We start from the raw sequence: 26,031 nt of genomic DNA, 5'->3' as shown, positions 1-26,031 counted from the left end.
GGCCGGTGGTCGCCGGTCACGGCGCACAGCGCGACCGGCCGTGACCCTCGGTCACCTCGGTGAGGGGGGATGCGTTCGTGAACGTGATGCCGCAGAGTCATCTTGATGCCTCTGCGGCATCACGCCCACCAGCACATCGCCCCGGCGTCCAGCCACCACGGATGGTCAGCGCCCTGGGCATGCCGGCCGACTGCCACCGCTTCGTGCACGAGCGAGAGTGTCCCCGGACCCTCACAGTCGGGCAATGGCCTGCCATGCCGCGGTGAGTACGGCCGCGTCCGCAGGATCGACCAGGTCGGGCGCACCGAGAGCCATGGCCGCATCCAGCAACGCGGAGGCCGCCGTCGTCCACGGGTCCAGAAGCACCTCTTCGTCCTCGTCGTCCTCGGCATCGATCGTGAACGCCGCCGAGCCGGCACGCTGCCGGGCACTGTCGACCACACGCGTCCACAAGACGGTGAAGCCGCATCTGATCGGCGAACTGACCGGACCGGCTCCGGGCGTCGCCAGTACATTGCTGTGATCGCTGCTGCCGTACTGCGCGCCATTGGGCTGCTCGCTCAACCAGCGTTGCCACGCGCGGCTGTACGCGTGATCGGCGCTCGGATGCCGTGCCGCTGCCAACTCGTACGCGACGGGCTCGGTGAGCAGGCGGGCGCACTCCAGGACCTCGGCCACCGCGTCGCCGTTCGGGCCGAACAGGATCCCGGGACGCAGTTCGGCCAGGACGTCTACGGCGAACACCCGGGTGTAGCTCGCATCGGCCTTCACTCCCGCGGCAGCCCGTGCCAGGGCGATTCGTTCCTCGTCGCTGCTGGGCGGAACGCTTCTGACGCGAAACAGCCGACCCGGCCATCGCGGCACGATAACGGCGTCAAGATGGTGAGCGAGCGCGATCCATGGCGGATCCCAGGAGGGCGTCTCGACTCGTTCGCCAGCCCTCGCACCTGTCAGAGGGCCGGGCCGGTCGTCGCTGACGTACACGAAACCCTCGACCACGCACGGCAGGATAGCGCGCACGTCGCACAGGGCGGGTTTCCGTCGGTGGGTGGCACGCGTACCGCCGGGGGCGGCGAGAAGAGGTTCTCGCCGCCCCCGCGTTCGGTGCTCGGGACGTGGGTCAGGCGACCGTGCAGGCGGTGCCGTTGAGCGTGAAGGCGGTCGGCTTGCCGGCGTTGCCGGTGTGGGTGGCCTGGAAGCCGATGTCGACCGAGGTGTTCGGGGCGATGGTGCCGTTGTAGGAGACGTTGCGGGCGGTGACCGCGCCGCTCGTCGGCGAGTAGTCCGCGTTCCAGCCGCCGGTGATGGTCTGGCCGCCGGGCAGCGTGAACCCCAGGGCCCAGCCGTTTATCGCGCTGCTGCTCGTGTTGGTGACCGAGACGGCCGCGGTGAGCCCGTTGTTCCAGGCGTTGACCGTGTACGTGACCCGGCAGCCCGCCGCGGGCGGCGGAGTCGTCGGGGGCGGCGTGGTCGGCGGGGGAGTGGTCGGCGGCGGGGTCGTCGGCGGGGGCGTGGTGGGCGGCGGGGTGGTGGTCGGCGGCGTGTCCCCGCCGATGCTGCCGGGCACCGCGCGCAGGGCGTCGTACCAGGCGACGGCCATTTTGCGGTAGCCGGTGGCGTTGGGGTGCACACCGTCGGCCAGGTCGCTGAGCGTCAGCGCGCGGTACATGTCGACCAGGTGGACGCGCTTGCCGGCCGCGGCCCGGGTCTGCACGATTCCCGGGATCGCCGCGTTGTAGCCCCGTACCACGTTGTCCGCGCCGGACTTGGGGATGATCGTGGCCACGAACACGTCCGCGTTCGGTGCGGTGTTGGTGATCCGGTCGACCAGGGTGGCCAGCCGGCCCGGCGCTCCGGAGGTGTCGCCGTACATGTCGTTCGTGCCGATGTGCAGCAGCACGGTGCGCGGGTTGGTGGCGCGCAGCCAGTTCACGATGTTGGCGTCGATCTGAGCGATGGTCCAGCCGGAGTGACCCTCGTGGTCGTGGTCACCGAGGCTGGACGGGCCGTTGAACATCGAGCCGACGAAGTCGATCCGGTAGCCGCCGGACGTGAACCGCTGCCAGAGTTCGATCCGGTAGCCGCCCGCGACGTTGAAGCCGTCGGTGATCGAGTCGCCGAGGGGCATGACGCGTACGCCGCCGTTGGATTCGGCGCTCGCGGGCGCGGTCGCCACCGGTACGGCGGCGGTCATGGCCGCGACGGCGGCCAGCGCCGCCCACCACAGCCGGGCCCGGCGGGGCCTCGGGCGCGTCGCGGACTCGGGGGGTGTCGGGGGTACGGGTTTGCCAAGGGTCACAGGGCTCATGGGGTTTCCTCGGTGGTGGTGACGGCCAGGAACCCGGACGTCGGGATGTGCCCTGCACCCCGCCCGGACGCACCATAGCTTGTTATCGCTAACACCGGCAATGCATCGACCGTCGGCCATGGGTTGTTCAGCTGGCGAGCGCCGCGGCGAGCCAGCGCAGTTGCCGCCGGACGTGCAGCGCCTCGCCGCCCTCGTGACCGTTGAACGGGTACACGTGCATCTCGCGGCGCGGGGCGTTCGGGCTGCCGGTCGCCGCGCCGTACTGGTTGTAGGCCGCGAAGCCGGTGCTCGGTGGGCAGACGGTGTCGCGCAGACCGATGCCGAAGTGCGCCGGCGCGGTGGCCCGCCGGGCGAAGGTCACCCCGTCGACGTAGGACAGTGTGCGTCGGACCGCCGGCTCGGCCTCCCGGTGCACCGCCAGGTACCGAGCGATCTCGCCGTACGGCGAGGCGTCGCTGAGCGCGATGGCGTGCTGGACGTCGCAGAGGAACGGCGCGGTGATCAGCACCGCCGCGAGGTCGTCGACCAGGCCGGCGACGGCCAGGGCCACGCCCCCGCCCTGGCTGTTGCCGAGCAGGGAAACCCGTCCCGCGTCGACGCCGGGCAGGGCGCGTACCGCCTCGACGGCCCGGACGGCGTCCGTGATCAGACGGCGGTAGTGGTAGTCGTGCGGGTCGAGGATGCCCCAGGTCGCCGGCCAGGGCCCGCCGGGCGCACCGTGCCGGTCGGCGGTGTCGCCGACGGCGTACAGCCCGGACTGGCCCCGGTTGTCCATCAACAGGTGCGCGTACCCGGCCGCCGGCCAGACCAGCCGCTCGTGCGGCAGGCCACGGCCGCGCCCGTAGCCGGCGTACTCCACCACGGCGGGCAGCGGTCCGGAGACGCCCGCCGGACGGGTGAACCAGGCCCGCACCTCGTCGCCGTCGAAGCCCGCGAACGTGACGTCCCAGGTGTCGAACACGCGCAGGTCGGTGGGCTCGGGACGGACGTCGACGAGTGCCGGCCGGGCGGCGGCCACGGCGAGGGTGTCATCCCAGAACCGGTCGAAGTCCTCCGGCTCGGCGACGGTGGGGGAGTATCGCTCGAGCTCGTCGAGGCGCACAGCGGCGTCGGGCACGGGTCCTCGCAAGGGGTCAGCGCGGCGGGGCGGGGGGTGCGGTGCTCTCCCGGACGACCAGCTCGGTCACCAGGTCGATCCGGCTGGTCGCCGGCTCGGTGCCGGCGGACAGGTCGAGCAGCATCTGGGTGGCGATGCCGGCCATGTCGCGCAACGGCTGGTTGATCGTCGTCAGGGGTGGGTCCGTCCAGGTGGCGAGCGGCAGGTTGTCGTACCCGATCACCGAAAGGTCCTCGGGGACGCGCAGGCCGCACCGGCGTGCGGCCCGGAGCACCCCCATCGCCTGGATGTCCGACCCGGCGAAGATCGCGGTGGGTCGGTCCGGTCGTTGCAGCAGTTGGAGGCCGTGGGTGTGCCCGGTGCCGGCGGAGAAGCTGCCGAAGCGGACCAGCTCGCGGTCGAGGGTCAACCCGGCCTCGTCGTGGGCGGACTGGAAGCCGGCGGCCCGGGCCCGGCTGCACAGCATGTCGGGTGGCCCGGAGATGACCGCGATCCGCTGGTGCCCCAGCTCGATCAGGTGCCGGGCGGCGAGCAGGCCGCCGTTGAAGTTGTTCGAGCCGACCGTCGGCACCGAGGCCGAGGTCGCGCTGTCGGTGTCGATCACGACGAACGGTACGCCCTGACGCCGCAGGAGCTGCTGTTGCGCGTCGCTGAGGTGACAGAGGACGAACAGTACGCCCAGCGGACGCTGACCGAGCAGGGTGTCGAGCCATCGTGACGCCGGACGGTGCGCGCCGCCGAGCTGGGACACGGCGAGACTGATGCCGGCGACGCTCGTCACCGCCTCGACCCCGCGCATGACCTCCATCGCCCAACCGGTGTCGAACTCGTGGAAGACGAGGTCGATCCGACGGGTGGCGGACGAGGAGCGCCGACTGCGGCGCTGGTACTGGTGGCGGTCGAGGCTCGCCTCGACCCGGGCTCTGGTGCCGGGGGAGACGTCCTCGCGTCCATTGAGGACCTTGGAGACCGTCGCGACCGACACGCCCACGTCGTGGGCGATCGTCGCGATGGTGGTGGTGGAGCCGGGTGGGCCGAGTGGGTGGTGCTCTGTCATCGCAGCCTCATACCGCATCCGAAAGTTTCGACGACACTAACACGATCAGTCGGCGATTCCCGTCGATGCAGCTAGGCGTCCTGGTAGGCGTCCCACGACGCATCGAAACTCTTGACACGTTCAGGCGGCGGACTTAGGTTGCCGAAAAGGTTGCTCTGGTTTCCGGAAAGTTTCGGATGTGGAACCGCGCGCCATGAACCGGTCCCACGACGGCGCGGTTCGTGGCCGGAGCTAAGGGGTCTCGGCATGAGAAGTCAGCAGCCCGCCGACGGCGAATCGGCGTCGCGCGACGCCGCACCGTGGCGCGACACTCGGCGGTCGCCGGCCGAGCGCGCCGAGGCGCTGCTCGCGCTGATGTCCGTCGAGGAGAAGATCGCCCAGCTCTTCGGGGTCTGGGTCGGCGCCGACGCGTCCGGCGAGGGCGTCGCGCCGCACCAGTCCGACATGGTCGCCAACACCCCGTCGTGGGACACGATCATCCGGTACGGGCTGGGTCAGCTCACCCGCCCGTTCGGCACCGCACCGGTCGACCCGGTGCTCGGCGCCCGCTCGTTGGCCGCCTCCCAGGAGCAGATCGTGGCCGCCAGCCGGTTCGGTATCCCGGCGCAGGTGCACGAGGAGTGCCTGACCGGGTTCGCGGCCTTCCGGGCCACCGTCTACCCGACCCCGCTGGGCTGGGGCGCCTCGTTCCACCCCGAGCTGGTCGAGGAGATGGCCGGGCGGATCGGCGCGTCGATGCGGGCCGCCGGTGTGCACCAGGGCCTCGCGCCCGTCCTCGACGTCACCCGCGACTACCGCTGGGGCCGGACCGAGGAGACGATGGGGGAGGACCCGTACCTGGTGGGCACGACCGGCGCGGCGTACGTGCGGGGCCTGGAGAACGCCGGCATCGTGGCCACCCTCAAGCACTTCGCCGGCTACTCCGCCTCCCGGGGCGGACGCAACCTCGCGCCGGTGTCGATGGGCCGCCGTGAGCTGGCCGACCACATCCTGCCGCCGTTCGAGATGGCCCTGCGCCTCGGCGGGGCGCGGTCGGTGATGAACTCCTACGCCGAGATCGACGGCACGCCCGCCGCCGCCGACGAGCACCTGCTGACCGGGCTGCTGCGCGACGAGTGGGGCTTCACCGGCATCGTGGTCGCCGACTACTTCGCCGTACGGTTCCTGGAGACCCTGCACGGTGTCGCCGGGGACGCCGTCGAGGCCGCCCGCCTCGCCCTGCGCGCCGGCATCGACGTGGAACTGCCCACCGTGGACGCCTTCGGCGACGCCCTCGTGCAGGCGGTGCACGACGGTGCGGTCGACGTGGCGCTGATCGACCGGGCGGCGCGTCGGGTGCTGGTCCAGAAGATCGAGATCGGCCTGCTCGACGAGGACTGGCGGGCCCTGCCCGACGACGTCGCGGCCCTGCGCCTCGACGACGAGGCCAGCCGGGACATCGCCGTACGCCTGGCCCGGGAGTCCGTCGTGCTGCTGCGCAACACCGGCGTGCTGCCGCTACCCGTCGCGACCCGGGTCGCCCTGGTGGGTCCGCTCGCCGACGACCCGATGGCCATGCTCGGCTGCTACACCTTCCCCAACCACGTGGGCGTCAACCATCCCGACCACGGCCTCGGCGTGGACATCCCCACGCTCCGCGACGAGCTGGCCCGCCGCGTCCCGCTGCTGGTCCACGAGCCGGGCAGCGCCGTCACTGGCGAGGACGCGTCCGGTATCCCAGCCGCGGTCGCCGCCGCGACCAACGCGGACGTGTGCGTGCTCGCCGTCGGGGACCGGGCGGGAATGTTCGGCCGGGGCACCTCCGGCGAGGGCTGCGACGCCGCCGACCTGCGGCTGCCGGGCGTGCAGGCGGACCTGGTCCGGGCCGTTCTCGCCACCGGCACCCCGGTGGTGCTGGTGCTGCTGACCGGCCGTCCGTACGCGCTCGGCCCGGAGTTCGACGCGGCGGCGGCGGTGGTGCAGGCGTTCTTCCCCGGCCAACTCGGCGGGCAGGCGCTCGCGGAGGTGCTCACCGGCGCGGTGAACCCGTCCGGGCGGCTGCCGGTCAGCGTTCCCCGCCACGCCGGCGGGCTCCCGGGCACCTACCTGTCGCCGCCGCTCGGGCGGCGCAACAAGGTGTCCTCGATCGACCCGACCCCGGCGTACCCGTTCGGCCACGGCCTGAGCTACACCACCTTCGAATGGTCCGACGCGACAGTCGTGGGCGCGGCGCACGACGACCCGACCCCCTGGCCGGTGGACGGCGAGATCCAGGTGCGGATCACCGTCGGGAACACCGGCGACCGGGCCGGCACCGAGGTGGTGCAGCTCTACCTGCACGACCCGGTGGCGCAGACCACCCGTCCGGTGCACCGGCTGGTCGGCTTCGCCCGGGTGCCGCTGGAGCCCGGAGCGCGGGCGCACGTCACGTTCGGCGTACCGGCCGACGTCACGTCGTTCACCGGTCGGTCCGGCCGGCGGGTGGTCGAGCCCGGCGCGGTGGAACTGCGGTTCGGGCGCTCCAGCGCAGAGATCGAGGACGCCCTGGCGCTGCGGCTCACCGGTGCCGAGCGCGAGGTCGGGCACCAGCGGGACCTACTCACGTCGGTGCGGATCGAGCCGCTGGTGGCCGTTCCGCACTCCGCATAGGAGGCGAGGATGACATCCGAGACGTTACGGCCCCCGCCGCCGGCGCCACCCGACGCCGTGGCGGAGGCCACCGTCCCCGCCCCACGCCCGCCCGGTCGGCGTCGCACCTGGCGTCAGGCGCTGCGCCGGGACTGGCAGCTCTACTCGCTGGCCGTCCTACCGCTGCTGTTCTTCGTGGTCTTCCGGTACCTCCCGATGATCGGGAACATCATCGCGTTCCGCCGGTTCAAGCCGGGCGGGAGCATCTTCGGTGAGTACTGGGTCGGGCTGCGGTACTTCCGGATGTTCCTTACCGACCCGACGTTCTGGGACGTCTTCACCAACACGCTGGTGCTCGGCACGCTGACCCTGGTGTTCTGCTTCCCGCTGCCGATCATCCTCGCGCTGCTGCTCAACGAGGTACGCGCCCGGCGGCTGCGGCGGTTCGTGCAGTCCGTGTCCTACCTGCCGCACTTCCTGTCGATCGTGATCGTCGCGGCGATGGTCATGCAGCTGACCTCCGTCGACGGCACCGTCAACCAGATCGTGCAGGCCACCGGCGGCGAGGCGGTGCCGTTCCTGCAACGCGCCGAGTGGTTCCGGACGATCTACGTGTCGTCGGAGGTCTGGCAGACGGTCGGCTGGGGCACCATCCTCTACCTCGCGGCGCTCACCACCGTCGACGACGACCTGTACGAGGCGGCCCGGATCGACGGGGCCAACCGGTGGCGGCAGACCTGGCACGTCACGCTGCCGGGCATCCGACCCACCATGGTCACGTTGCTGATCCTCAACATCGGCACCTTCATGGCGGTCGGGTTCGAGAAGATCCTGCTGCTCTACAACCCGCTGACCTACCCGACCGCCGACGTGCTCTCGACGTACCTGTTCCGGATGGGCTTCGGGTCCAGCAACTTCAGCTACGCCGCCGCCATCGGGCTGTTCGAGGCGGTCATCGGGCTGACGCTGGTCCTGACGGCGAACCTGATCGCCCGACGCACGGTGGGGACGAGCCTGTGGTGACCGTCGACGCCACCGACACCGCCCCCGCCAGCGACCTGCCCGCCCGCGCCCGGCCCCGCGGTATCCGGCCCACCCGGGGCTACCGTGTGTTCCAGGCCGCCAACGCGGTCGTGCTCACCATCGTGGTGGTGGCGACCCTCTACCCGTTCGTCAACGTGGTGGCCCGCTCGCTCAGCGACGAGGGGTACATCATCGCCGGCCAGGTCAACGTCGTGCCGCGCGGGTTCAACCTGGACACCTACCGGCTCGTGCTGCACGACTCGTTGTTCTGGACGAACTACCGCAACACCGTCTTCTACACGGTCGTCGCCACGACCATCTCGATCGTGCTGACCACCTGCTACGCCTATGTGCTGTCCAAGAAACACCTGCGGGGTCGTACGGCGTTGATCGGCATCGCGGTCTTCACCATGTTCTTCACCGGCGGCCTGATCCCCAACTACGTGCTCGTCACCAGTCTGGGCATGAAGAACACCGTCTGGGCCATCGCGGTGCCCAACGCGATAAACGTGTTCAACCTGCTGGTGATGAAGGCGTTCTTCGAGTCGCTCCCGACCGACCTGGAGGAGGCCGCCGCCGTCGACGGGCTCAACACGTACGGCATCCTGCTGCGCATCGTGTTGCCCCTGTCGAAGGCGATCGTCGCCACGATGGTGCTGTTCTACGCCGTGGCCTTCTGGAACTCCTGGTTCGCCGCGTTCCTCTACATGGACCGGCAGGAGCTGTGGCCGGTGACCGTCTATCTGCGCAACCTGATCGCCGGGGCCACCGGCGCGGAGAACGTCGGCGCGATCGCCGAGGCCGACGAGGTGCAGGCCGAGGCGACGCTCAAGTCCGTGACGATCGTGCTGACCACCCTGCCGATCCTCCTGGTCTACCCGTTCGTCCAGCGGTACTTCGTCCGCGGCGTGATGCTCGGCGCCGTGAAGGGCTAGCCAGCCCGTCCACCCTTTCCCTCCACCGAACCCGAAAGGACCGCCATGCTCCACCGATCGTGGCGCCGCGTCGCGACAGCGGTAGCCGTGCTGCTCACGGCGACCAGCATCGCCGCCTGCAGTGATGATCCGTCCGACGCCAAGGACCTGTCGGAGAACAAAGCCGGTGCGATGTCCGACTACGCCATCGGCAAGCAGTTCAAGGCGAGCGAGCCGGTTTCCTTCTCGATCCTGTACAACAACCACCCGAACTATCCGCTGCGCGAGGACTGGCTCTTCTGGTCGGAGCTGAAGTCGCGGACCAACGTCACCCTCACCCCGGTCGCCGTGCCGCTGAGCGACTACGAGCAGAAGCGCAGCCTGCTGATCGGCGCCGGTGACGCCCCGATGATCATCCCGAAGACGTATCCGGCGCAGGAGGACGCGTACGTCTCGTCGGGGGCGATCCTGCCGGTCAGTGACTACCTGGACCTCATGCCGAACCTGCAGGACAAGATCTCGAAGTGGAACCTGAAGCCCGAGATCGACACGCGGCGTCAGGAGGACGGCAAGTTCTACCTGCTGCCCGGCCTGCACGAGAAGCCCTGGCACGACTACTCGCTGGCCATCCGTACCGACATCCTCGACGAGTTGAAGCTGAGCCCCCCGAAGACCTGGGACGAGCTGTACACGGTGCTCAAGGCGATGAAGGCCAAGTACCCGGACGTCTACCCGTTCTCGGACCGGTGGAGCAAGCCCAACCCCGCCGGTAACCTGCTCAACCTCCTGGCCGTGTCGTACGGCCTCCAGGGCGCGGGCTGGAACTTCCAGCACACGAGCTGGGACGCCGACACCAAGAAGTTCGTCTACACCGGCGCGAGCGACAAGTACAAGCAGATGCTCCAGTACCTCAACAAGCTGGTGACGGAGAAGCTGCTCGACCCGGAGAGCTTCACCCAGACCGACGACCAGGCCCGGCAGAAGCTCGCCAACAGCAAGTCCTTCGTGATCAGCGCCAACGCGCAGGCCGTGGTGAACGACTACCGCCCGGACCTGGCCAAGACCAACCCCAAGGCCAAGATCACCAAGATCCCGCTGCCGATCGGGCCGGCCGGTGAGATCAACCCGGCCAGCCGGATGGAGAACGGCGTGATGATCTCCTCGAAGGCCCGCGACAGCAAGAACTTCGTGGCGATGATGCAGTTCATCGACTGGCTCTGGTACTCCGACGCCGGCCAGGAGTTCGCCAAGTGGGGCGTCGAGGGCACGACCTTCGTCCGGGACGCCGCCGGCATGCCCAAGCTGGCGCCCGACGTCAACGTCATCGGGCTCAACCCGAAGGCCCCCAAGCACCTCCAGAAGGACTTCGGCTTCTACAACGGCGTCTTCGCGTACGGCGGCAAGCCGGAGCTGGTACAGGGGTTCTTCGCCCCTGAGGAGCAGGAGTTCCAGAAGGTCATGAACGCCCGGACGCCGGTCGCGGTGCCCCCGCCGCACCCGTTGACCGACGAGGAGCGGGAGCAGGCGTCCCTGTGGGAGACGCCGCTGAAGGACGCCGTCTACCAGGCGACCCTGCAGTTCGCGCTGGGTCAGCGGGACCTCGCCCAGTGGGACGCCTACCTGGCCGAGCTGAAGGGCAAGAACATGGACGCCTACCTGGACATGGTCAACAAGGCGTACGAGCGGTACCAGAAGGACCACCGCTGAGGTGTCGGCCGGTCCGGTGACGCGTACCGGACCGGCCGACCGCGGCGGCTCGCGCTACCGGCGCGGGCCGCCGGCCGACCGGGAGGAGGACGACGATGAACGACACGACCCACGCCGGACGGCAGCTCGGCGACGGACCCCTGTCCCGGTTCGCGTCCCGCGTCTACATCCTGCTCGTGGTCGAGGTGCTGCTCCTCGCCACCACACTGCCCGCCCTGCTCGCGCTGCTGCTGCTCGACCGTGACCCCAGCAACCTGCCGTTGGTCGCGCTGCTGCTCACGCCGGTCGGGCCGGCGCTCTCCGCCGCCCTGTACGCCCTGCGTCACCAGCGGCCCGACCTGACCGACCTGCGACCCGCCGCGCTCTTCTGGCGGGGCTACCGGAGCAACGTGGGGGGCGCGCTACGGGTCTGGACGCCCGCGCTGGCGTGGTTGACGGTGCTCGCGCTGAACCTCGCCTACCGTGACGCGATCGGCCTGCCCAGCTGGTGGGTGATCCCGCTGATCGCGGTTGCGGTCGGAGTGACCCTCTGCGCGCTCAACGCGCTGGTGATCACGTCGCTGTTCGAGTTCCGCACCCGGGACGTCCTGCGCCTGGCCGTGCACTTCCTCGTGCGTACCCCCGGGGTCACCGTCGGCAACACCCTGCTGCTCGCCGCGGCGGTCGGGACCACCGCGGTCTTCTCCGAGGCGGTGCTGGCGCTGCTCGCCTCGGTCGTCGCCCTGGGGGTCCTGCGCGTCGCCGACCCGATGGTCCACCTGATCCGGAAGGAGTTCACCGCGTGAGCGCGTACGACTCGATGGACCTGGAGGAGCCGGTGTTCGTGGCGGAGCCGCACGACGTCGAGGATCCACGGGTGCACCCCGCCTGGCTGCCACCGGAGGCGTTCCGGGCCCTCGGCGCGCGGCGCGTCCTCGTGCACGGCGACGGGCTGCTCGTCGACACCGTCCTCGACGAGGTGACGCGCGCCTGCACGCGTTACGGCGGGCGGGTGTGGCATTCACCCTCCTGGGACGTCGACGTCGACCTGGTGCTCACCCTGCGCGGCGCGGCTGAGCTGCCGAGCCTGGCGGTCCAGGCGGCCCGCGCGGCGGGGGAGGCGGCGCTCGCCGAGCTCGGCGACGGTGAGCCCTTCGGCGACGAGGGGTTCCTGCTGGCCCGCAGCGGCGAGACGACGGTGGTGCTGGCCGACGCGCCCGCAGGCCTGCTGTACGGGCTGTTCCACGTCGTACGGCTCTGCGCGGCGGCCTTCGACCCGGCCCGCCCACCCGAGCTGCACCGGCCCGCGCTGCGCCGACGCATGCTCAACCACTGGGACAACGTGGCCGTGCACCCGGTGATGGGCCAGGTCGAACGGGGGTACGCGGGCGGCTCGATCTTCTGGGCCAGCGGCCGTCCGCGCGGGGACCTGACCCGGATCCGGGAGTACGGGCGGCTGCTGGCGGCCAGCGGAATCAACGCCATCTCGGTGAACAACGTCAACGTGGGCCGGGCCGAGGCGCTGCTGCTCACCGACCGCCTCGGCGACGTGGCCCAGATCGCGGACGCGCTGCGCCCGTACGGCATCCGGGTGCACCTGTCGGTCACCTTCGCCGCGCCGATGGTCCTCGGCGGACTGTCCACCGCCGATCCGCGCGACGAGGAGGTACGCGCCTGGTGGGCGGCCACCACCCGACGCGTGTACGAGCGCATCGACGACTTCGGCGGCTACCTGGTGAAGGCCGACTCCGAGGGGCAGCCCGGCCCGTTCAGCTACGGGCGGGACCACGCCGACGGGGCGAACCTGCTCGCCGAGGCCCTCGCCCCGTACGGGGGAGTGGTGCACTGGCGGGCGTTCGTCTACAACCACCACCAGGACTGGCGGGACCGGTCCACCGACCGCGCCCGGGCCGCGTACGACCACTTCACCCCGCTCGACGGTCGGTTCCGTACCAACGTGGTGTTGCAGGTGAAGTTCGGTCCGGTGGACTTCCAGACGCGTGAGCCGGTCTCGCCGGTGCTCGCCGCGATGCCGGCCACCCGGGTCGCGGTGGAGGTGCAGGTCACCCAGGAGTACACCGGCCAGCAGCGGCACGTCTGCCACCTGGGCCCGTGCTGGGGTGAGGTGCTGAGCTTCGCGCCGTGGGGCCCCGGTGGGCGCACCATCGCCGACGTGGTCACCGGCGAGGCCGGCATGGGCGGTGGCCTGGTCGCCGTCGCCAACACCGGCGACGATCCCTTCTGGACCGGGCATCCGCTGGCGCAGGCCAACCTCTACACGGTCGGCCGGCTCGCCTGGAATCCGCGGCTCGACCCGGCGACGATCCTCGACGAGTGGATGACGTTGACGTTCCCACCGTCGGCGACCGCCGAACCGGAGCTGGTCCGGCGGACGCTGCACGAGATCATGGACGACTCGTGGCGCACCTACGAGCGGTACACCGCCCCGCTGGGCGTCGGCTTCATGGTCCACCCCGGCGACCACTACGGCCCCGACGTGGACGGGTACGAGTACTCGCGGTGGGGCACCTACCACTTCGCCGACCGCGACGGCGTGGGCGTGGACCGCAGTCGCGCCTCGGGCACCGGCTTCGCCGGCCAGTACCCGCCGTACTGGGCCGACGTGTACGAGTCGCCGCAGACCTGCCCGGACGAGCTGCTGCTGTTCTTCCACCACGTGCCGTACGACCACGTCCTGCACAGTGGGTCGACCGTCATCCAGCACATCTACGACACCCACTTCGCGGGCGTCGAGGAGGTGGCGGTGATGCGACGCCGGTGGCAGACCCTGAACGGGATGATCGACCCGACCGTGTACGAGCGGGTGGCCGCGCGCCTCGACGAGCAACTGCGCAGCGCCACCGAGTGGCGGGATCAGATCAACACGTACTTCTTCCGCAAGTCCGGGGTGCCCGACGCGCGAGGGCGACTTATCTACTGACCGGGCGGCTCACCAGGGGTGCACGGTCCCGTCCTCCAGCCGGTTGACCGGCAGGTACGCGGGCGCGTACGGGTAGCGGGCCGCCGCCTTCTCGTCGATGTCGACGCCCAACCCGGGCGTCTCGGCGGGGTGCAGGTAGCCGTCGGCGAAGTGGTAGCCGTGCGGGAAGACCTCGTCGGTCTCGGCGGTGTGCCGCATGTACTCCTGCAGGCCGAAGTTGGGGATCGAGATGTCGAGCTGCAACGCGGCGGCCATGCAGACGGGCGACAGGTCGGTGGCCCCGTGCGAGCCGCTGCGGACGTGGTGCAGCGCCGCCAGGTCGAAGATGCGGCGCAGGTGGGTGATCCCGCCCGCGTGCACCACGGTGGCCCGGATGTAGTCGATGAGCTGTTCGCGGATGAGCTGGGCGGCGTCGACGACGCTGTTGAACACCTCACCCACGGCGATCGGCGTGGTGGTGTGTTGCCGGATCAGCCGGAATCCCTCCTGGAGGTCGGCGGGGACCGGATCCTCCATCCAGGTCAGCGCGTACGGCTCCAGGCTGCGGCCGAGCCGGGCCGCCTCGATCGGGGTGAGCCGGTGGTGCACGTCGTGCAGCAGCCGCAGGGTGGGACCGAATTCGTCGCGCACCCGCGCGAACACACCCGGCACGTGCGACAGGTAGCGCTGCGTCGACCAGGTCGCCTCGCTGGGCAGCGCGGCGTCGGCCGGCTCGTAGAAGAGTTTGTCGGCGCTGACTCCGTACGTCTTGGGCAGGCCCGGCACGCCGCACTGCACCCGCACGGCCCGGTAGCCGAGGTCGACGTACCGGGCGACCTCGACCAGCACCTCCTCCACGGTTTCCCCGTTGGCGTGGCCGTACACGGTGACGCCCTCGCGGGACCGGCCGCCGAGCAGTTGGTAGACCGGCAGGCCCGCCACCTTGCCTTTGATGTCCCACAGGGCGGTGTCCACCGCGGCGATCGCGCTCATGGTGACCGGACCGCGCCGCCAGTACGCCCCCTGGTACAGGTACTGCCAGGTGTCCTCGATCCGGGCCGGGTCCCGGCCGATCAGCAGCGGCGCCACATGGTCGCGCAGGTACGACGCGACGGCCAGCTCCCGGCCGTTGAGGGTGGCGTCCCCGACTCCGGTGACCCCCTCGTCGGTGACGATCTTGAGGGTGACGAAGTTGCGGCCTGGACAGGTCACGATGACCCGGGCGTCGACGATCTTCACTCGATCTCCTTGGGGCCCGCGGGAGTCGGGTGGGGACGCTCGCAGGGGGTGGGCGCGAGGGCGGTCTTGCTATCGGGAACGTGCCGATAATATCCCGCCATCGGCCGGTGTCGAATGCTCCCCGCGAGTGCCATGAGCGTGCAGGTGACCGCGCGATCCCTTGCGCCGAAAGGTTTCCGAGAACCTTGACAATCGAGTGGGCTCGATTGAAGCTGACATCGGTCACGCGAGCCGCGGTCACGGTCGGGCGAAGGGCAGTCCTCGACTAACCCCCTTCCATGCGCCATTTCCCCGAGGAATCGCGAACCATGACACTGAAGACAAGGCTGCTCGGCGTCCTCACCGCGGTCGCGACGGTCGCCGCCGCCGCGCTGGCGTTCGCCACGCCCGCGTCGGCCGCGACGCTCACGCAGGTGACCGGCTTCGGCAACAACCCCACGAACCTCCAGATGCACCTGTACGTCCCGGACCGGGTGGCCTCCCGGCCTCCGATCCTGCTCGCCCTGCACTACTGCACCGGCACCGGCCCCGCCTTCTACTCCGGTACGCAGTACGCCTCCCTCGCCGACCGGTACGGCTTCATCGTCATCTACCCGTCGGCGACCCGCAGCAGCAAGTGCTGGGACGTGGCCTCGCCGCAGGCGTTGCGCCGGGGCGGGGGCAGCGACCCGGTCGGGCTCATCTCGATGATCGACTACGTCAAGCAGCGGTACTCCGCCGACCCGGACCGCGTCTTCGCCACCGGCACCTCGTCGGGCGCGATGATGACGAACGTCATGCTCGGTGACTACCCGGACGTGTTCGCGGCGGGTGCGTCCTTCGCCGGGGTGCCGTTCGCCTGTTTCGCCACCGGGGGCAGCTCGGAGTGGAACAGCCAGTGCGCGAACGGGCAGTCCATCAAGACCGCCCAGCAGTGGGGCGACCTGGTTCGCGGGGCGTACCCGGGCTACAACGGCCGACGACCGCGGATGCAGATCTGGCACGGCACGAACGACGACACCCTGCGCTACCCGAACTTCGGTGAGCAGGTCAAGCAGTGGACCAACGTGCACGGTCTGAGCCAGACCCCGACGTACACCGACTCCCCGCAGTCGGGCTACACCCGCACCCGGTACGGCAGCAGCGGCCCGATGGCCCCGGTCGAGGCGATCAGCATGCAGGGCGTCACGCACAACATCCCGGTCGACGCCGCCCAGGTGATCCGCTTCTTCGGCCTCGACGGCACCGCCCCGCCGACCACGCCTCCGCCGACCACGCCGCCGCCGACGACGCCGCCCCCGACGACCCCGCCGCCCACGACGCCGCCGCCGACCACGCCGCCGCCCACCACGCCGCCGCCGACGACGCCGCCGCCCAGCGGGGGCGCCTGCGGGGTCACCTACACGGTCAACGCCTGGAACAACGGGCTCACCGCGAGCGTACGGATCACCAACACCGGCGCCACGGCGGTGAACGGCTGGGCGCTGACCTTCACGCTGCCCGGCGGCCAGACCATCACCGGCGGTTGGAACGCCAGCTACTCGCCGACCAGCGGCGCGGTGACGGCGCGCAATGTCGCCTACAACGGCACCATCGCCCCGAACACCTCGGTCGAGATCGGCTTCCAGGCCACCCACTCCGGTGACTCCGGCAAGCCCAATGCCTTCGCCCTCAACGGTGCCGCCTGCTCGGTCGCCTGACCCCCCTTCCTGCAAAAGGAGCTGCACGAATGCGAAATACGAGATGGAGGGCGGCGTCCAGAGCCGCCGTCGCGTTGGCTGGGGCGGGCGCGCTCGCCGCCGGGATGACGCTGGTCCTGACGGCGCCCGCCGCCGCCGGGACCACGCTCGGCGCGTCCGCCGCCGAGAAGGGCCGCTACTTCGGTACGGCGGTGGCCGGTTTCAAGCTCTCGGACAGCACGTACACCACGATCTTGAACCGTGAGTTCAACATGGTGACGGCCGAGAACGAGATGAAGATCGACGCCACCGAGCCGCAGCAGAACCGGTTCAGCTACGGCTCGGCCGAGCAGATCGTCAACCACGCCCGCAGCCGCGGCATGCAGGTACGCGGGCACACACTGGCCTGGCACGCCCAGCAGCCCAGTTGGATGCAGGGCATGAGCGGTAGCGCCCTGCGGCAGGCGATCCTGAACCACGTGACGCAGGTGGCCACGCACTTCCGGGGGCAGATCTACTCCTGGGACGTGGTGAACGAGGCGTTCGCCGACGGCAACTCCGGTGGTCGGCGCGACTCGAACCTCCAGCGCACCGGCAACGACTGGATCGAGGCCGCGTTCCGCGCCGCGCGGGCGGCGGACCCGGGCGCGAAGCTCTGCTACAACGACTACAACATCGACAACTGGACGTGGGCCAAGACGCAGGGCGTCTACAACATGGTCCGCGACTTCAAGTCCCGTGGCGTGCCGATCGACTGCGTCGGCTTCCAGTCGCACTTCAACAGCGACTCCCCGTACGTCAGCAACTACCGCACCACGCTGTCGAGCTTCGCGGCGCTCGGCGTGGACGTGCAGATCACCGAGCTGGACATCGAGGGCGCCCCGGCGAACACGTACCGCAGCGTGGTCGAGGACTGCCTCGCGGTGGCCCGCTGCAACGGCATCACCGTGTGGGGCATCCGGGACAGCGACTCGTGGCGGTCCTACCAGTCGCCACTGCTGTTCAACAACAGCGGGCAGAAGAAGCCCGCGTACGACGCCGTGCTCGCGGCGCTGAACAGCGGCGCCAACCCGACCACCCCACCGCCCACCACGCCGCCGCCGACGACTCCGCCGCCGACCACGCCTCCGCCCACCACCCCGCCACCCACGACGCCGCCACCGGGACAGGGCGACTGCTCCGCCTCCGTGACGGTGAACCAGTGGAACGGCGGCTTCGTGGCGAACGTGCGGGTGACCGCCGGCTCCTCGGCCCTCAACGGGTGGACCGTGACGATCGACCTGCCGTCCGGCGCGACCGTCACCAACGCCTGGAGCGCCGAGCGCAGCGGTAACAGCGGCACGACGAACTTCAGGAACGTGTCCTACAACGGCCAGGTCGGCGCGGGGCAGTCCACCGAGTTCGGCTTCCAGGGCACCGGCACCGCCGGCACCCTCAGCCCCACCTGCGCAGCAGCCTAACCCCAAACTCCACCCCCCGGTCCCACCCCCGCCCCAAGCGCGTTGATCATGAAGATATTGCCACGACACGCTGACGCAGGCGGCAATAACTTCATGATCAACCGGGGTGGGGGTGGGGGTGGGGGTGGGGGACCGGGGGCCGGGTGGGGGCCGGGTGGGGGCCGGGTGGGGGTTAGCCGTCTATGCGGGTGATGTTGCGGATCTTGTTGGAGGCGTCCAGGGCGGCGACCTTGTAGGCCTCGGCCAGGGTGGGGTAGTTGAACACCGCGTCGATCAGATAGTCGATGGTGCCGCCGCAGCCCATCACCGCCTGCCCGATGTGGACGATCTCGGTGGCGGCCGTGCCGAACACGTGCACCCCGAGCAGGCGGCCGTCCTCGGGAGAGACGAGGAGCTTCAACATCCCGTACGAGTCGCCGACGATCTGGCCCCGGGCCAGCTCCCGGTAGCGCGCGACGCCCACCTCGAACGGCGTCGACGCCTCGGTCAGCTCGGCCTCGGTCTGACCGACGAAACTGATCTCCGGGATGGTGTAGATGCCGATGGGTTGCAGGCCGTGCATCTCCCGGATCGGTTCGCCGCAGGCGTGCTGGGCGGCCAGTCGACCCTGCTCCATCGAGGTGGACGCCAACGCCGGGAAGCCGATCACGTCACCCACCGCGTAGATGTGCTCGACCGACGTCCGGTAGTGGGCGTCGACGGCGATCCGGCCGCGTCGGTCAGCCGTCAGCCCGGCCGCCTCCAACGCCAGGTCGTCGGTCTGACCCTGCCGCCCCGCCGAGTACATGACGGTGTCCGCGACGATCTTCTTACCGCTCTTGAGGATGCACAGCGCCGCCGTCTGGTGTTTCTCCACCGCGGCGACCTCCTCGCCGAAGCGGAACGCCACCGACAGGTCGCGCAGGTGGTACTTGAGCGACTCGACGATCTCCTCGTCGCAGAAGTCGAGCATCCGCTCGCGGCGCTCGACGACGGTCACCTTGGTGCCCAGAGCGGCGAACATCGACGCGTACTCCATGCCGATCACGCCGGCGCCGACCACGACCATGCTGCGGGGTACGGCCTGGAGGTTGATGACGCCGTCGGAGTCCACGATGGTCCGCTCGTCGAAGTCGACGCTGTCCGGGCGGGCCGGGCGGGTGCCGGCCGCGATGACGGCCTTGTCGAAGGTCACCTTCGACTCCCGCCCGGAGCCCGCGTCGACCCAGATGGAGTGCGCGTCCGCGAAGCGGCCGGTGCCGGTGATCATCGCGATCCGGTTGCGGGCGAGCTGGTTGCGGATGACGTCGGTCTGCCGGGTGATGACGTGCTGGGTCCGGGCGGCCAGGTCGCTGACCGTGATCTCCTCCTTGACCCGGTAGCTGCTGCCGTACAGGTCGCGCTGGCTCAGGCCGGTCAGGTAGAGCACGGCCTCGCGTAGCGTCTTGGACGGGACGGTGCCGGTGTTGATGCACACCCCACCGAGCATGTCGCGGCGGTCCACGATGGCAACCCGCCGGCCGAGCTTGGCGGCGGCGATCGCGGCCTTCTGACCGCTGGGTCCGGAGCCCAGCACCAACAGGTCGTAGTCATACACGATCGTTAGCGTCGCAAGATGTCGCCGTCGACACCAGACCCCGGACGCGAGCGTTACTCGTCTGCCGCCACGCAGACGCCGCCGTTGAGCGTGACCTCCTCCGGCAGTTGGGTGCCGGTGGCCACGATGCCCAGCGACACCGTGCCGCCGGGTCTGATCACCGCGTTGTGGCTGGTGTTGCGGACCCGCAGATAACTGTTGTTCGGCCGGTCGACGACCTGCGCGCCCCACAGGGCCCGCACCTCCTGACTGGCCCAGAACCGCCAGGTCATCGTCCAGCCGTTGACCGCCGTCGTACCGGTGTTCTCGACGGCGAGGTACGCCACGAAGCCGTCCGGCCACTGCCGGACGACGGTGCGGACCGCGCAGCTCGGCGGGGGCGGCAGGGTGGTCACGGTGACCGGCGGCGACAGCGCCGACCAGTTGCCCGCCTCGTCGCGGGCGCGCACCACGAAGGTGTACGTCGTGTTCGGCGTCAACCCGCTGACCTGGGTGCTGGTACGCCCTGGCGGGTGCTGGTAGACCTCGCTGACCCGGGTCAGCTGACCACCGGCGTCGACCCGGTACACCTCGTACCGGTCGAGCACGACGTTGTCGGTCGACGGGGTCCACCGCAGCCACAGCAGGGTCGCCGCGACGTCGTACGCGACCGGCTGGCCCGGCGCGCTCGGCGGCTGGGTGTCACCCGGTGGCATGGTCAACCGCAGCGTCGGGTTCGACACCGACCGGTTGCCCGCCGCGTCCAGCCCCGCGACGCTGAGGGTGTACGTCCGGGACGGGAGCAGGTCGGTGATGCGGATGGTGGTGGTGTCGGTCGAGTAGGCCCGGCCGGTGTCCTCGAACAGCGCCGAGACCGCGTAGTCGACCACTCCCACGTTGTCGGTCGAGGCGGTCCAGGTCAACTCGACCCAGGTGGTGTCGATGGCGGTGACCGTGATCGGGCCTGGGGCGGTGGGGCGCTCGGTGTCGTCCGCGGCGTAGGCCGGGCTCGGGCCCAGCATGGCGGCTGCGGCCACCAGCGCGGCGACGGCCACGGTGGCGGCCCGTGATCGGGGCCATGGTCGGATTGGGTGCACGATGAATCCCTCGCCTCCGGTTGTCCGCAGCGGGCCGGTGATTCACTGCGGTCGATTTTATGGCAGCGGGAGATCTTTGGTTGCCCCGGCTAGCTGACCAGGCGGCGTTCCCAGGCCCAGGCGGCGATCTCGACGCGGTTGCGGGCCGGGAGCTTCGCCTGCACGCTGGCCAGGTGTGTCTTGACCGTGCCGACGGCGATGAAGAGTTGGCCGGCGATCTCGGCGTTGGTCAGACCCCGGGCGACGAGCTTCACGACGTCGAGTTCCCGTGGGGACAGGCCCGCGTCATCGCGCGGCGCGCTGGGCGAGCTGAGGTGCTCCAGCAGCCGTACGGTGATGGACGGGCTGATCAGCGCGTCCCCGGAGACGGCGGCGCGTACCGCCTCGACGAGCAACGTTGGGCCGGAGTCCTTGAGCAGGAAGCCGCACGCGCCGTGGGACAGCGCGGTGTGCACGTACTCGTCGAGGTCGAAGGTCGTCACCACGACCACCCGCACCGGGTCCGCGACGCCCGGCCCGGCGAGCAGCCGTAGCGCCTCCAGGCCGTCGAGACGGGGCATCCGGATGTCCAGCAGCACCACGTCCGGACGTAGCCGACGGGTCATCTCGACGGCCGCGATCCCGTCGGCGGCCTCACCGACCACGGCCATGTCCGGCTGCGCCCCGATGATCATTCCGAAACCGGTGCGGACCATCGCCTGGTCGTCGGCGATCAGCACCCGGATCATCGGGCCACCGCCGTGCGCAGGGGAAACGCGGCGTCGAGCACCCAGCCGCCGGAGACGCCCGGTCCGGCGGTGACCGTGCCGCCGAGGGCGCGTACCCGCTCGGTGAGGCCGACCAGGCCGAAGCCGTGCCCCCGGGCCGGCGTCGTGCGCGGGCCCGCGCCGTCGTCGGCGACCCGGACCAGCAGCCAGTCCGGCGTGCGGCGCACGGAGACCGCCACCGACCGGGCGTCCGGCGCGTGTTGGCGGGCGTTGGTCAGCCCTTCCATCACCACCCGGTACGCCGAGGTGGAGACCTCCACCGGCAGCCCGTCGAGCGGACCGTCGACGTGCAGCCGGGCCGGCGCGTCGGTCGTGCCGTTGTGGCCCTCCAGCAGCGGCGCGAGATCGGCCACACCGGCCAGCGGGGCCAGCGGCGCGTCCGCTGGGGCGTCCGGATTGCGGAGTACGCCGACCATCCGGCGCATCGAGGCCATCGTCTCGGCGCCGGCCCGCTCGATCTGCTCCAGGGCGACGATCACCCGTTGCGGGTCCTGTTCGGCGACGAACCGGGCACCCTGCGCCTGCACCACGATGCCGGTCACGTGATGAGCGATGAAGTCGTGCAGGTCGCGGGCGAACTCGGCGCGCTGCTCGGCGCGTACCAGCGCGATGGCCCGCTCCCGGCCGGTGGCGACGACGCGCAGATAGATCCCGGCGGCGGCGGCGCCGACCGCGCCGAGCGCCTGGAGCAGCCCGAAGATCACTAAGACGAGTTCGACGCCGCTGCGCAGCGGCAGGGTGGCGGCGGCGAGCGCGGCGACCACCGCCGCCCAGGGGGCGAGCCGGGCAGCACCCCACCGGGTCACCACGAACACCACCGCGACCATCCCGGCGGACTCGGCCAGTCCCCAGGTGCCACCCAGCAGGTAACTCCCGCGCGTGCTGAGCAACAGGAAGAATGCGGTGACGCTGAGTGAGACGACACCGAGCACGAGCGCCGCGACCGGCAACGCCCGGGAGCCCTGCCGGTGCACGGGCAGCCAGACGAGCGCCGTCGTCGCCGCCAACCCCACCTGCAACAGGGCCCGCAGCGCGTCGAGCAGGCCCATCCCGCTGGCGAGGCCGTACCGGAAGTCGAAGGCACAGAGCAGGGCCAGCGCCGTCAGACCGGCGAGCTGACCGAGGCGTACTGCCCAGGTGGAGGAGATCGGCGCGTTCATCGTGACCCAGCGTAGCCAGGCGGAGGGCCGGTTCAGATCGGCCGAAAGACAGAGCCGTCGGCCGCGTTCCCCGACCGTGGACCGATGCGGCCGCCGCCCGGCGCGGGCGAGGCTTCCGGCGGTCACATCGCAACCACTGGAGGAACCCATGACAACCCACGCCCCACCGCAGACCGGGCAGGCGGCCGTCGCGGCCGTCGACCTCGTCAAGGTGTACGGCAGTGGCGACACCGCCGTCCGGGCCCTGGACAACGTCGCGGTCGCCTTCGGCCGGGCCGAGTTCACCGCGATCATGGGCTCGTCCGGCTCCGGCAAGTCGACGCTGATGCACTGCCTCGCGGGCCTGGACACGCCCACGTCCGGGCGGGTCCTGCTCGGCGGCACGGAGCTGTCCGGTCGGTCCGACCGTACGCTGACCCGGGCGCGCCGTGACAGGATCGGCTTCGTGTTCCAGTCGTTCAACCTGCTGCCGCAGCTCACCGCCGCGCAGAACATCACGTTGCCGCTGGACCTCGCCGGCCGGGACGCCGACCGTGACCTGTTCGCGCACCTCGTCGACGTGCTGGGTCTCGGCCAGCGCCTCGGGCACCGGCCCAGCGAGCTCTCGGGCGGTCAGCAGCAGCGGGTGGCGCTGGCCCGGGCCCTGGTGTCGCGGCCCGAGGTCGTCTTCGCCGACGAGCCGACGGGCAACCTCGACTCGCGCTCCGGCGCGGAGGTGCTCGCCATCCTGCGCGACTCGGTACGCGACCTGGGCCAGACCGTCGTCATGGTCACCCACGACCCGATCGCCGCCGCGTACGCCGACCGGGTGGTGCTGCTCGCCGACGGTCGGATCGCCGGTGAGGTCCACGAGCCGGACCAGGGCTCGGTCACCGACGCGCTGCGCGCCCTGGCGGTGGCGGCATGAGGGCGACCGTGCTGCGTACCCAGGTGATCGCCGCGGCCCGACGGCCGGGCCGGCTGATCCTCACCGGCCTGGCGATCCTCGTCGCGTCGTTCGTCGTCTTCGGCGTCGTGCTGGCCCAGGACATCACCGAGCGGACCGCCCGGGACACCCTCAGCGGCACACCGGTGGCCACCGACCTGGTGATCGGTGATCCCGAGCAGGCGCCGCCCGCCCTGGCGCAGGTGCGGGACGTCCGCGCCGTGCCCGGCGTCGCCGAGGCGGTGGGTCGGGTGACCATCGGTGTCTCGGTCGGCGGGGGATACGTCAACCTCCAGGCGGACCCGGGCCGGGGCCCGCTCGCCACGGTCCGTCTGGTGCAGGGCAGCTATCCCGACCAGCCCGGCGAGATCGCGGTGAGCCCGCGTACCGTCGAGCGGCTGGGGCTGACGGTCGGCACGGTGACCACCGGCACGGGCGGCGATCGCACCGCCGAATCGCCGCTCACCGTCACGGGAGTGGTCGACACCCCCGTCGACGACGGCACCAACGCGTACGCGCCGGACGACCTGGTGGCCGCGTGGGGTCACCTGAGCACCGTGGAGCGGATCGACCTGCGGGCGGCCCCGGGCGCGACGCAGGCCGTCCGCCAGCGCCTGACCGCGGCGGTCCCCGCCGGCCAGCCGATCCGCTCCGGCGCCGAGGTACGCGACGGCGAGGCCGACGCGGCGGCCGAGCAGGTTGGCAGGCTGTTCGCGCTCGTCGGCATGTTCGTCGGGATCGCGGTGGCCGCCGCGGCCCTGGTGGTCACCTCGACGTTCCGCATCGTCTTCGCCCAGCGGATGCAGCACCTCGCGCTGCTGCGGGCGGTCGGCGCGGGCCGGGGCGCGTTGGTGGGCGCGCTCACCGCCGAGGGGGCCCTGACCGGGTTGGTCGCCGGGGTCGTCGGGGTGGCCGGGGCTCTGGTCGTCGGGCAGGTGCTGCCGCCGGTCCTGCGCGCCTTCGGCACGGTGGTGTCGTCGCCGGGGCTGCCGCTGACGGCGGCGGTCGCGGTGGTGGTCGGCGCGGTCGTCCTCACCGTGCTGGCGGTCCTCGCCCCGGCGTTCTCCGCCGCCCGGGTCTCGCCGCTGGAGGCGTTGCGCGCGGCCAGCGTCACCGCCGGTCGGCGTGGCATCGGGGCCGCGCGCCTGGTGTCCGGGGTGCTGCTGGTCCTCGGTGCGCTGCTGGCCGGCGTCGTGGCGGTGCGCCGCATGCCGACGCCGGACGCGGAGTCCTACGATCCGACGCTCGGTCTGCTCCTGCTGGTCGCCTCGGGGGCGTTGGCCTTCTTCGCCCTGGTGGCCCTCGGGCCGCTGCTGGTGCGTCCGGTGCTGGCGGTCGTGGGGTGGCCACTGCGCCAGCTCGGAGCGCTCGGCCGGTTGGCGGTCGGCGGGATCGGTGGAATGCCACGTCGTGCCGCCGCCGTCTCCGTGGTGGTGGCGCTCGGCGTGACGCTGATCTCCGGGGTGCTCATCGGTGGCGCGTCCATGCGGGTGGTCGCCGACCGGGACATGGCCCTCTCCGCGCCGGCCGACTTCGAGGTGGCCTCCGCCGAGGGTACGGCCCTGCCGGTCGCCGTCCTGGCCCGGGCGCGGGCGGCCAGCGCCGCGCTGACCCGGGTCGTGCCGTACCGGATGGTCCACGACGTCGGGCTGTCGCGGGGCGGCGAGCGCCTCGGCGACGCCGAGGGCGGGTACTCGACGACCGACCTGGACCTGTCGGCGTTGCCGACCCTCGCCGACCTGCCCGTGGCGCAGGGCAGCCTCGCCGACCGGGGACCCGGCCGGATCGTGCTCGGCCAGTCGGTCGCCCGTGTCACCGGGCTGCGGGCCGGCGACACGGTCACCCTCGGGCGTGCCGCGTCGACGGTCGACGTGCGGGTGGCGGCCGTCCTGCCCGACCGTGGCCCCCTGTACGCGGGCATCCTCGTCGACCGGGCCGACCTGGACCGGGTCGGTGGGCCGACGGCGTACAGCGGTCTGCTGGCCGACGCCGCCCGCGCGGGTGAGGACGGCCGCACCGCCGGCGTGCGGGCGCTGCGGCAGGCGGTCGGGACCACCGCCGGGCTGTACATCGGCGTACTCGCCGATGATCGGGACCGCAACGACGCGGTGCTGACCGCGCTGGTCTGGATCACCGCCGGCCTGGTCAGTCTCACCGTGCTGATCGCCGTGGTCGGGGTGGGGTCGACGACCGCCCTGTCGGTGGTGGAGCGGGTACGCGAGTCCGGGCTGCTGCGCGCCGTCGGTCTGTCCCGGGCCGGGCTACGCACGATGCTGACCGTCGAGTCCGGCCTCTACGGGGTGATCGGGGCGACCTTCGGTCTGCTGCTCGGCGTCCCCTACGCCTGGTTGGCGGTGCGGGCGCTGGGGCTCAACGCGCCGCTGACGCTGCCGGTGCTGCCCCTGTTCGGGCTCTTCCTGGCGCTGGTCGCGCTGACCGCGCTGGCCGGGGTGCTGCCGGCGCGGCGGGCCGCACGGGTGAGCCCGGTGGTGGCGCTGGGCGTCGAGGGATAGGTACGCGGGGGCGGGCCGGCGTCGA

General features: G+C 71.3%; 19 protein-coding genes. 10 read left to right on the top strand and 9 right to left on the bottom strand.

Annotated features, from left to right (window positions below; all coding sequences use genetic code 11):
- Positions 1 to 231: 231 nt before the first annotated feature.
- The 4 genes from ACN269_RS06065 to ACN269_RS06050 all read right to left on the bottom strand — a co-directional run bounded on the left by ACN269_RS06065 (position 232) and on the right by ACN269_RS06050 (position 4,482).
- The gene (locus ACN269_RS06065; RefSeq protein WP_421471455.1) at positions 232 to 999 is read right to left on the bottom strand and encodes a hypothetical protein; all 768 of its coding nucleotides are present in this window, start codon (positions 997 to 999) and stop codon (positions 232 to 234) included.
- Positions 1,000 to 1,120: 121 nt separating this feature from the next.
- Complete coding sequence (locus ACN269_RS06060; RefSeq protein WP_421471454.1) at positions 1,121 to 2,308, bottom strand: cellulose binding domain-containing protein; 1,188 nt, start codon at positions 2,306 to 2,308, stop codon at positions 1,121 to 1,123.
- A gap of 127 nt (positions 2,309 to 2,435) precedes the next feature.
- Positions 2,436 to 3,425 carry an acetylxylan esterase gene (locus ACN269_RS06055; RefSeq protein WP_421471453.1) on the bottom strand — a complete coding sequence of 330 codons (990 nt, stop codon included), beginning with the start codon at positions 3,423 to 3,425 and terminating at the stop codon, positions 2,436 to 2,438.
- Between the two features lie 16 nt (positions 3,426 to 3,441).
- Positions 3,442 to 4,482 (bottom strand): LacI family DNA-binding transcriptional regulator, encoded by a 1,041-nt coding sequence (locus ACN269_RS06050; RefSeq protein WP_357134652.1) that lies wholly within the window; start codon positions 4,480 to 4,482, stop codon positions 3,442 to 3,444.
- Positions 4,483 to 4,728: 246 nt separating this feature from the next.
- Here ACN269_RS06050 and ACN269_RS06045 point away from each other — a divergent pair, with 246 nt between their 5' ends.
- The 6 genes from ACN269_RS06045 (at position 4,729) to ACN269_RS06020 (ending at position 13,653) form a co-directional block, all read left to right on the top strand.
- A complete protein-coding gene (locus tag ACN269_RS06045) occupies positions 4,729 to 7,110 on the top strand; it encodes a glycoside hydrolase family 3 N-terminal domain-containing protein (protein WP_421471452.1) in 2,382 nt (793 codons plus the stop codon).
- Between the two features lie 9 nt (positions 7,111 to 7,119).
- On the top strand, positions 7,120 to 8,112 hold the full coding sequence (locus ACN269_RS06040; RefSeq protein ID WP_421471451.1) for an ABC transporter permease: 993 nt from the start codon (positions 7,120 to 7,122) through the stop codon (positions 8,110 to 8,112).
- Positions 8,109 to 9,047 carry a carbohydrate ABC transporter permease gene (locus ACN269_RS06035; RefSeq protein WP_421471450.1) on the top strand — a complete coding sequence of 313 codons (939 nt, stop codon included), beginning with the start codon at positions 8,109 to 8,111 and terminating at the stop codon, positions 9,045 to 9,047. The genes ACN269_RS06040 and ACN269_RS06035 overlap by 4 nt, the downstream gene beginning before the upstream one ends.
- Before the next feature lie 45 nt (positions 9,048 to 9,092).
- Positions 9,093 to 10,733, top strand: coding sequence for an extracellular solute-binding protein (locus ACN269_RS06030; RefSeq protein WP_421471449.1), 1,641 nt, complete (start codon positions 9,093 to 9,095; stop codon positions 10,731 to 10,733).
- Between the two features lie 95 nt (positions 10,734 to 10,828).
- Positions 10,829 to 11,518 carry a hypothetical protein gene (locus tag ACN269_RS06025; protein ID WP_421471448.1) on the top strand — a complete coding sequence of 230 codons (690 nt, stop codon included), beginning with the start codon at positions 10,829 to 10,831 and terminating at the stop codon, positions 11,516 to 11,518.
- Positions 11,515 to 13,653, top strand: coding sequence for an alpha-glucuronidase (locus tag ACN269_RS06020; RefSeq protein ID WP_421471447.1), 2,139 nt, complete (start codon positions 11,515 to 11,517; stop codon positions 13,651 to 13,653). The genes ACN269_RS06025 and ACN269_RS06020 overlap by 4 nt, the downstream gene beginning before the upstream one ends.
- Before the next feature lie 9 nt (positions 13,654 to 13,662).
- Here the strand turns inward: ACN269_RS06020 and manD are convergent, their stop codons facing one another.
- Positions 13,663 to 14,871: a D-mannonate dehydratase ManD gene (gene manD, locus ACN269_RS06015; protein WP_421471446.1), complete on the bottom strand. Its 1,209-nt coding sequence runs from the start codon at positions 14,869 to 14,871 to the stop codon at positions 13,663 to 13,665.
- A 308-nt stretch (positions 14,872 to 15,179) separates the two neighbouring features.
- On the opposite strand from manD, the gene ACN269_RS06010 reads away from it, so the two are divergent.
- Together ACN269_RS06010 and ACN269_RS06005 are read left to right on the top strand one after the other, a co-directional pair.
- Positions 15,180 to 16,550 (top strand): PHB depolymerase family esterase, encoded by a 1,371-nt coding sequence (locus tag ACN269_RS06010; protein ID WP_421471445.1) that lies wholly within the window; start codon positions 15,180 to 15,182, stop codon positions 16,548 to 16,550.
- 29 nt (positions 16,551 to 16,579) lie between these two features.
- Positions 16,580 to 17,989, top strand: coding sequence for an endo-1,4-beta-xylanase (locus ACN269_RS06005; RefSeq protein ID WP_421471444.1), 1,410 nt, complete (start codon positions 16,580 to 16,582; stop codon positions 17,987 to 17,989).
- A 172-nt stretch (positions 17,990 to 18,161) separates the two neighbouring features.
- Here the strand turns inward: ACN269_RS06005 and sthA are convergent, their stop codons facing one another.
- The 4 genes from sthA to ACN269_RS05985 form a co-directional block, all read right to left on the bottom strand.
- Positions 18,162 to 19,565, bottom strand: coding sequence for a Si-specific NAD(P)(+) transhydrogenase (gene sthA, locus ACN269_RS06000; protein WP_421471442.1), 1,404 nt, complete (start codon positions 19,563 to 19,565; stop codon positions 18,162 to 18,164).
- A 53-nt stretch (positions 19,566 to 19,618) separates the two neighbouring features.
- Positions 19,619 to 20,641 (bottom strand): fibronectin type III domain-containing protein, encoded by a 1,023-nt coding sequence (locus ACN269_RS05995; protein WP_421471441.1) that lies wholly within the window; start codon positions 20,639 to 20,641, stop codon positions 19,619 to 19,621.
- 89 nt (positions 20,642 to 20,730) lie between these two features.
- Positions 20,731 to 21,369 carry a response regulator gene (locus tag ACN269_RS05990; protein WP_421471440.1) on the bottom strand — a complete coding sequence of 213 codons (639 nt, stop codon included), beginning with the start codon at positions 21,367 to 21,369 and terminating at the stop codon, positions 20,731 to 20,733.
- Positions 21,366 to 22,568 (bottom strand): sensor histidine kinase, encoded by a 1,203-nt coding sequence (locus ACN269_RS05985; RefSeq protein ID WP_421471439.1) that lies wholly within the window; start codon positions 22,566 to 22,568, stop codon positions 21,366 to 21,368. The genes ACN269_RS05990 and ACN269_RS05985 overlap by 4 nt, the downstream gene beginning before the upstream one ends.
- A gap of 148 nt (positions 22,569 to 22,716) precedes the next feature.
- Here ACN269_RS05985 and ACN269_RS05980 point away from each other — a divergent pair, with 148 nt between their 5' ends.
- Positions 22,717 to 23,475: an ABC transporter ATP-binding protein gene (locus tag ACN269_RS05980; protein ID WP_421471438.1), complete on the top strand. Its 759-nt coding sequence runs from the start codon at positions 22,717 to 22,719 to the stop codon at positions 23,473 to 23,475.
- Complete coding sequence (locus ACN269_RS05975; protein ID WP_421471437.1) at positions 23,472 to 26,006, top strand: FtsX-like permease family protein; 2,535 nt, start codon at positions 23,472 to 23,474, stop codon at positions 26,004 to 26,006. The genes ACN269_RS05980 and ACN269_RS05975 overlap by 4 nt, the downstream gene beginning before the upstream one ends.
- The last annotated feature ends 25 nt before the right edge of the window (positions 26,007 to 26,031 follow it).

The organism is Micromonospora sp. WMMD736, assembly GCF_049179015.1.
Classification (GTDB): Bacteria; Actinomycetota; Actinomycetes; order Mycobacteriales; family Micromonosporaceae; genus Micromonospora.
The sequence above is the reverse complement of the archived record's forward strand: the minus strand, read 5'-3'. Positions and strand labels throughout refer to the sequence as shown.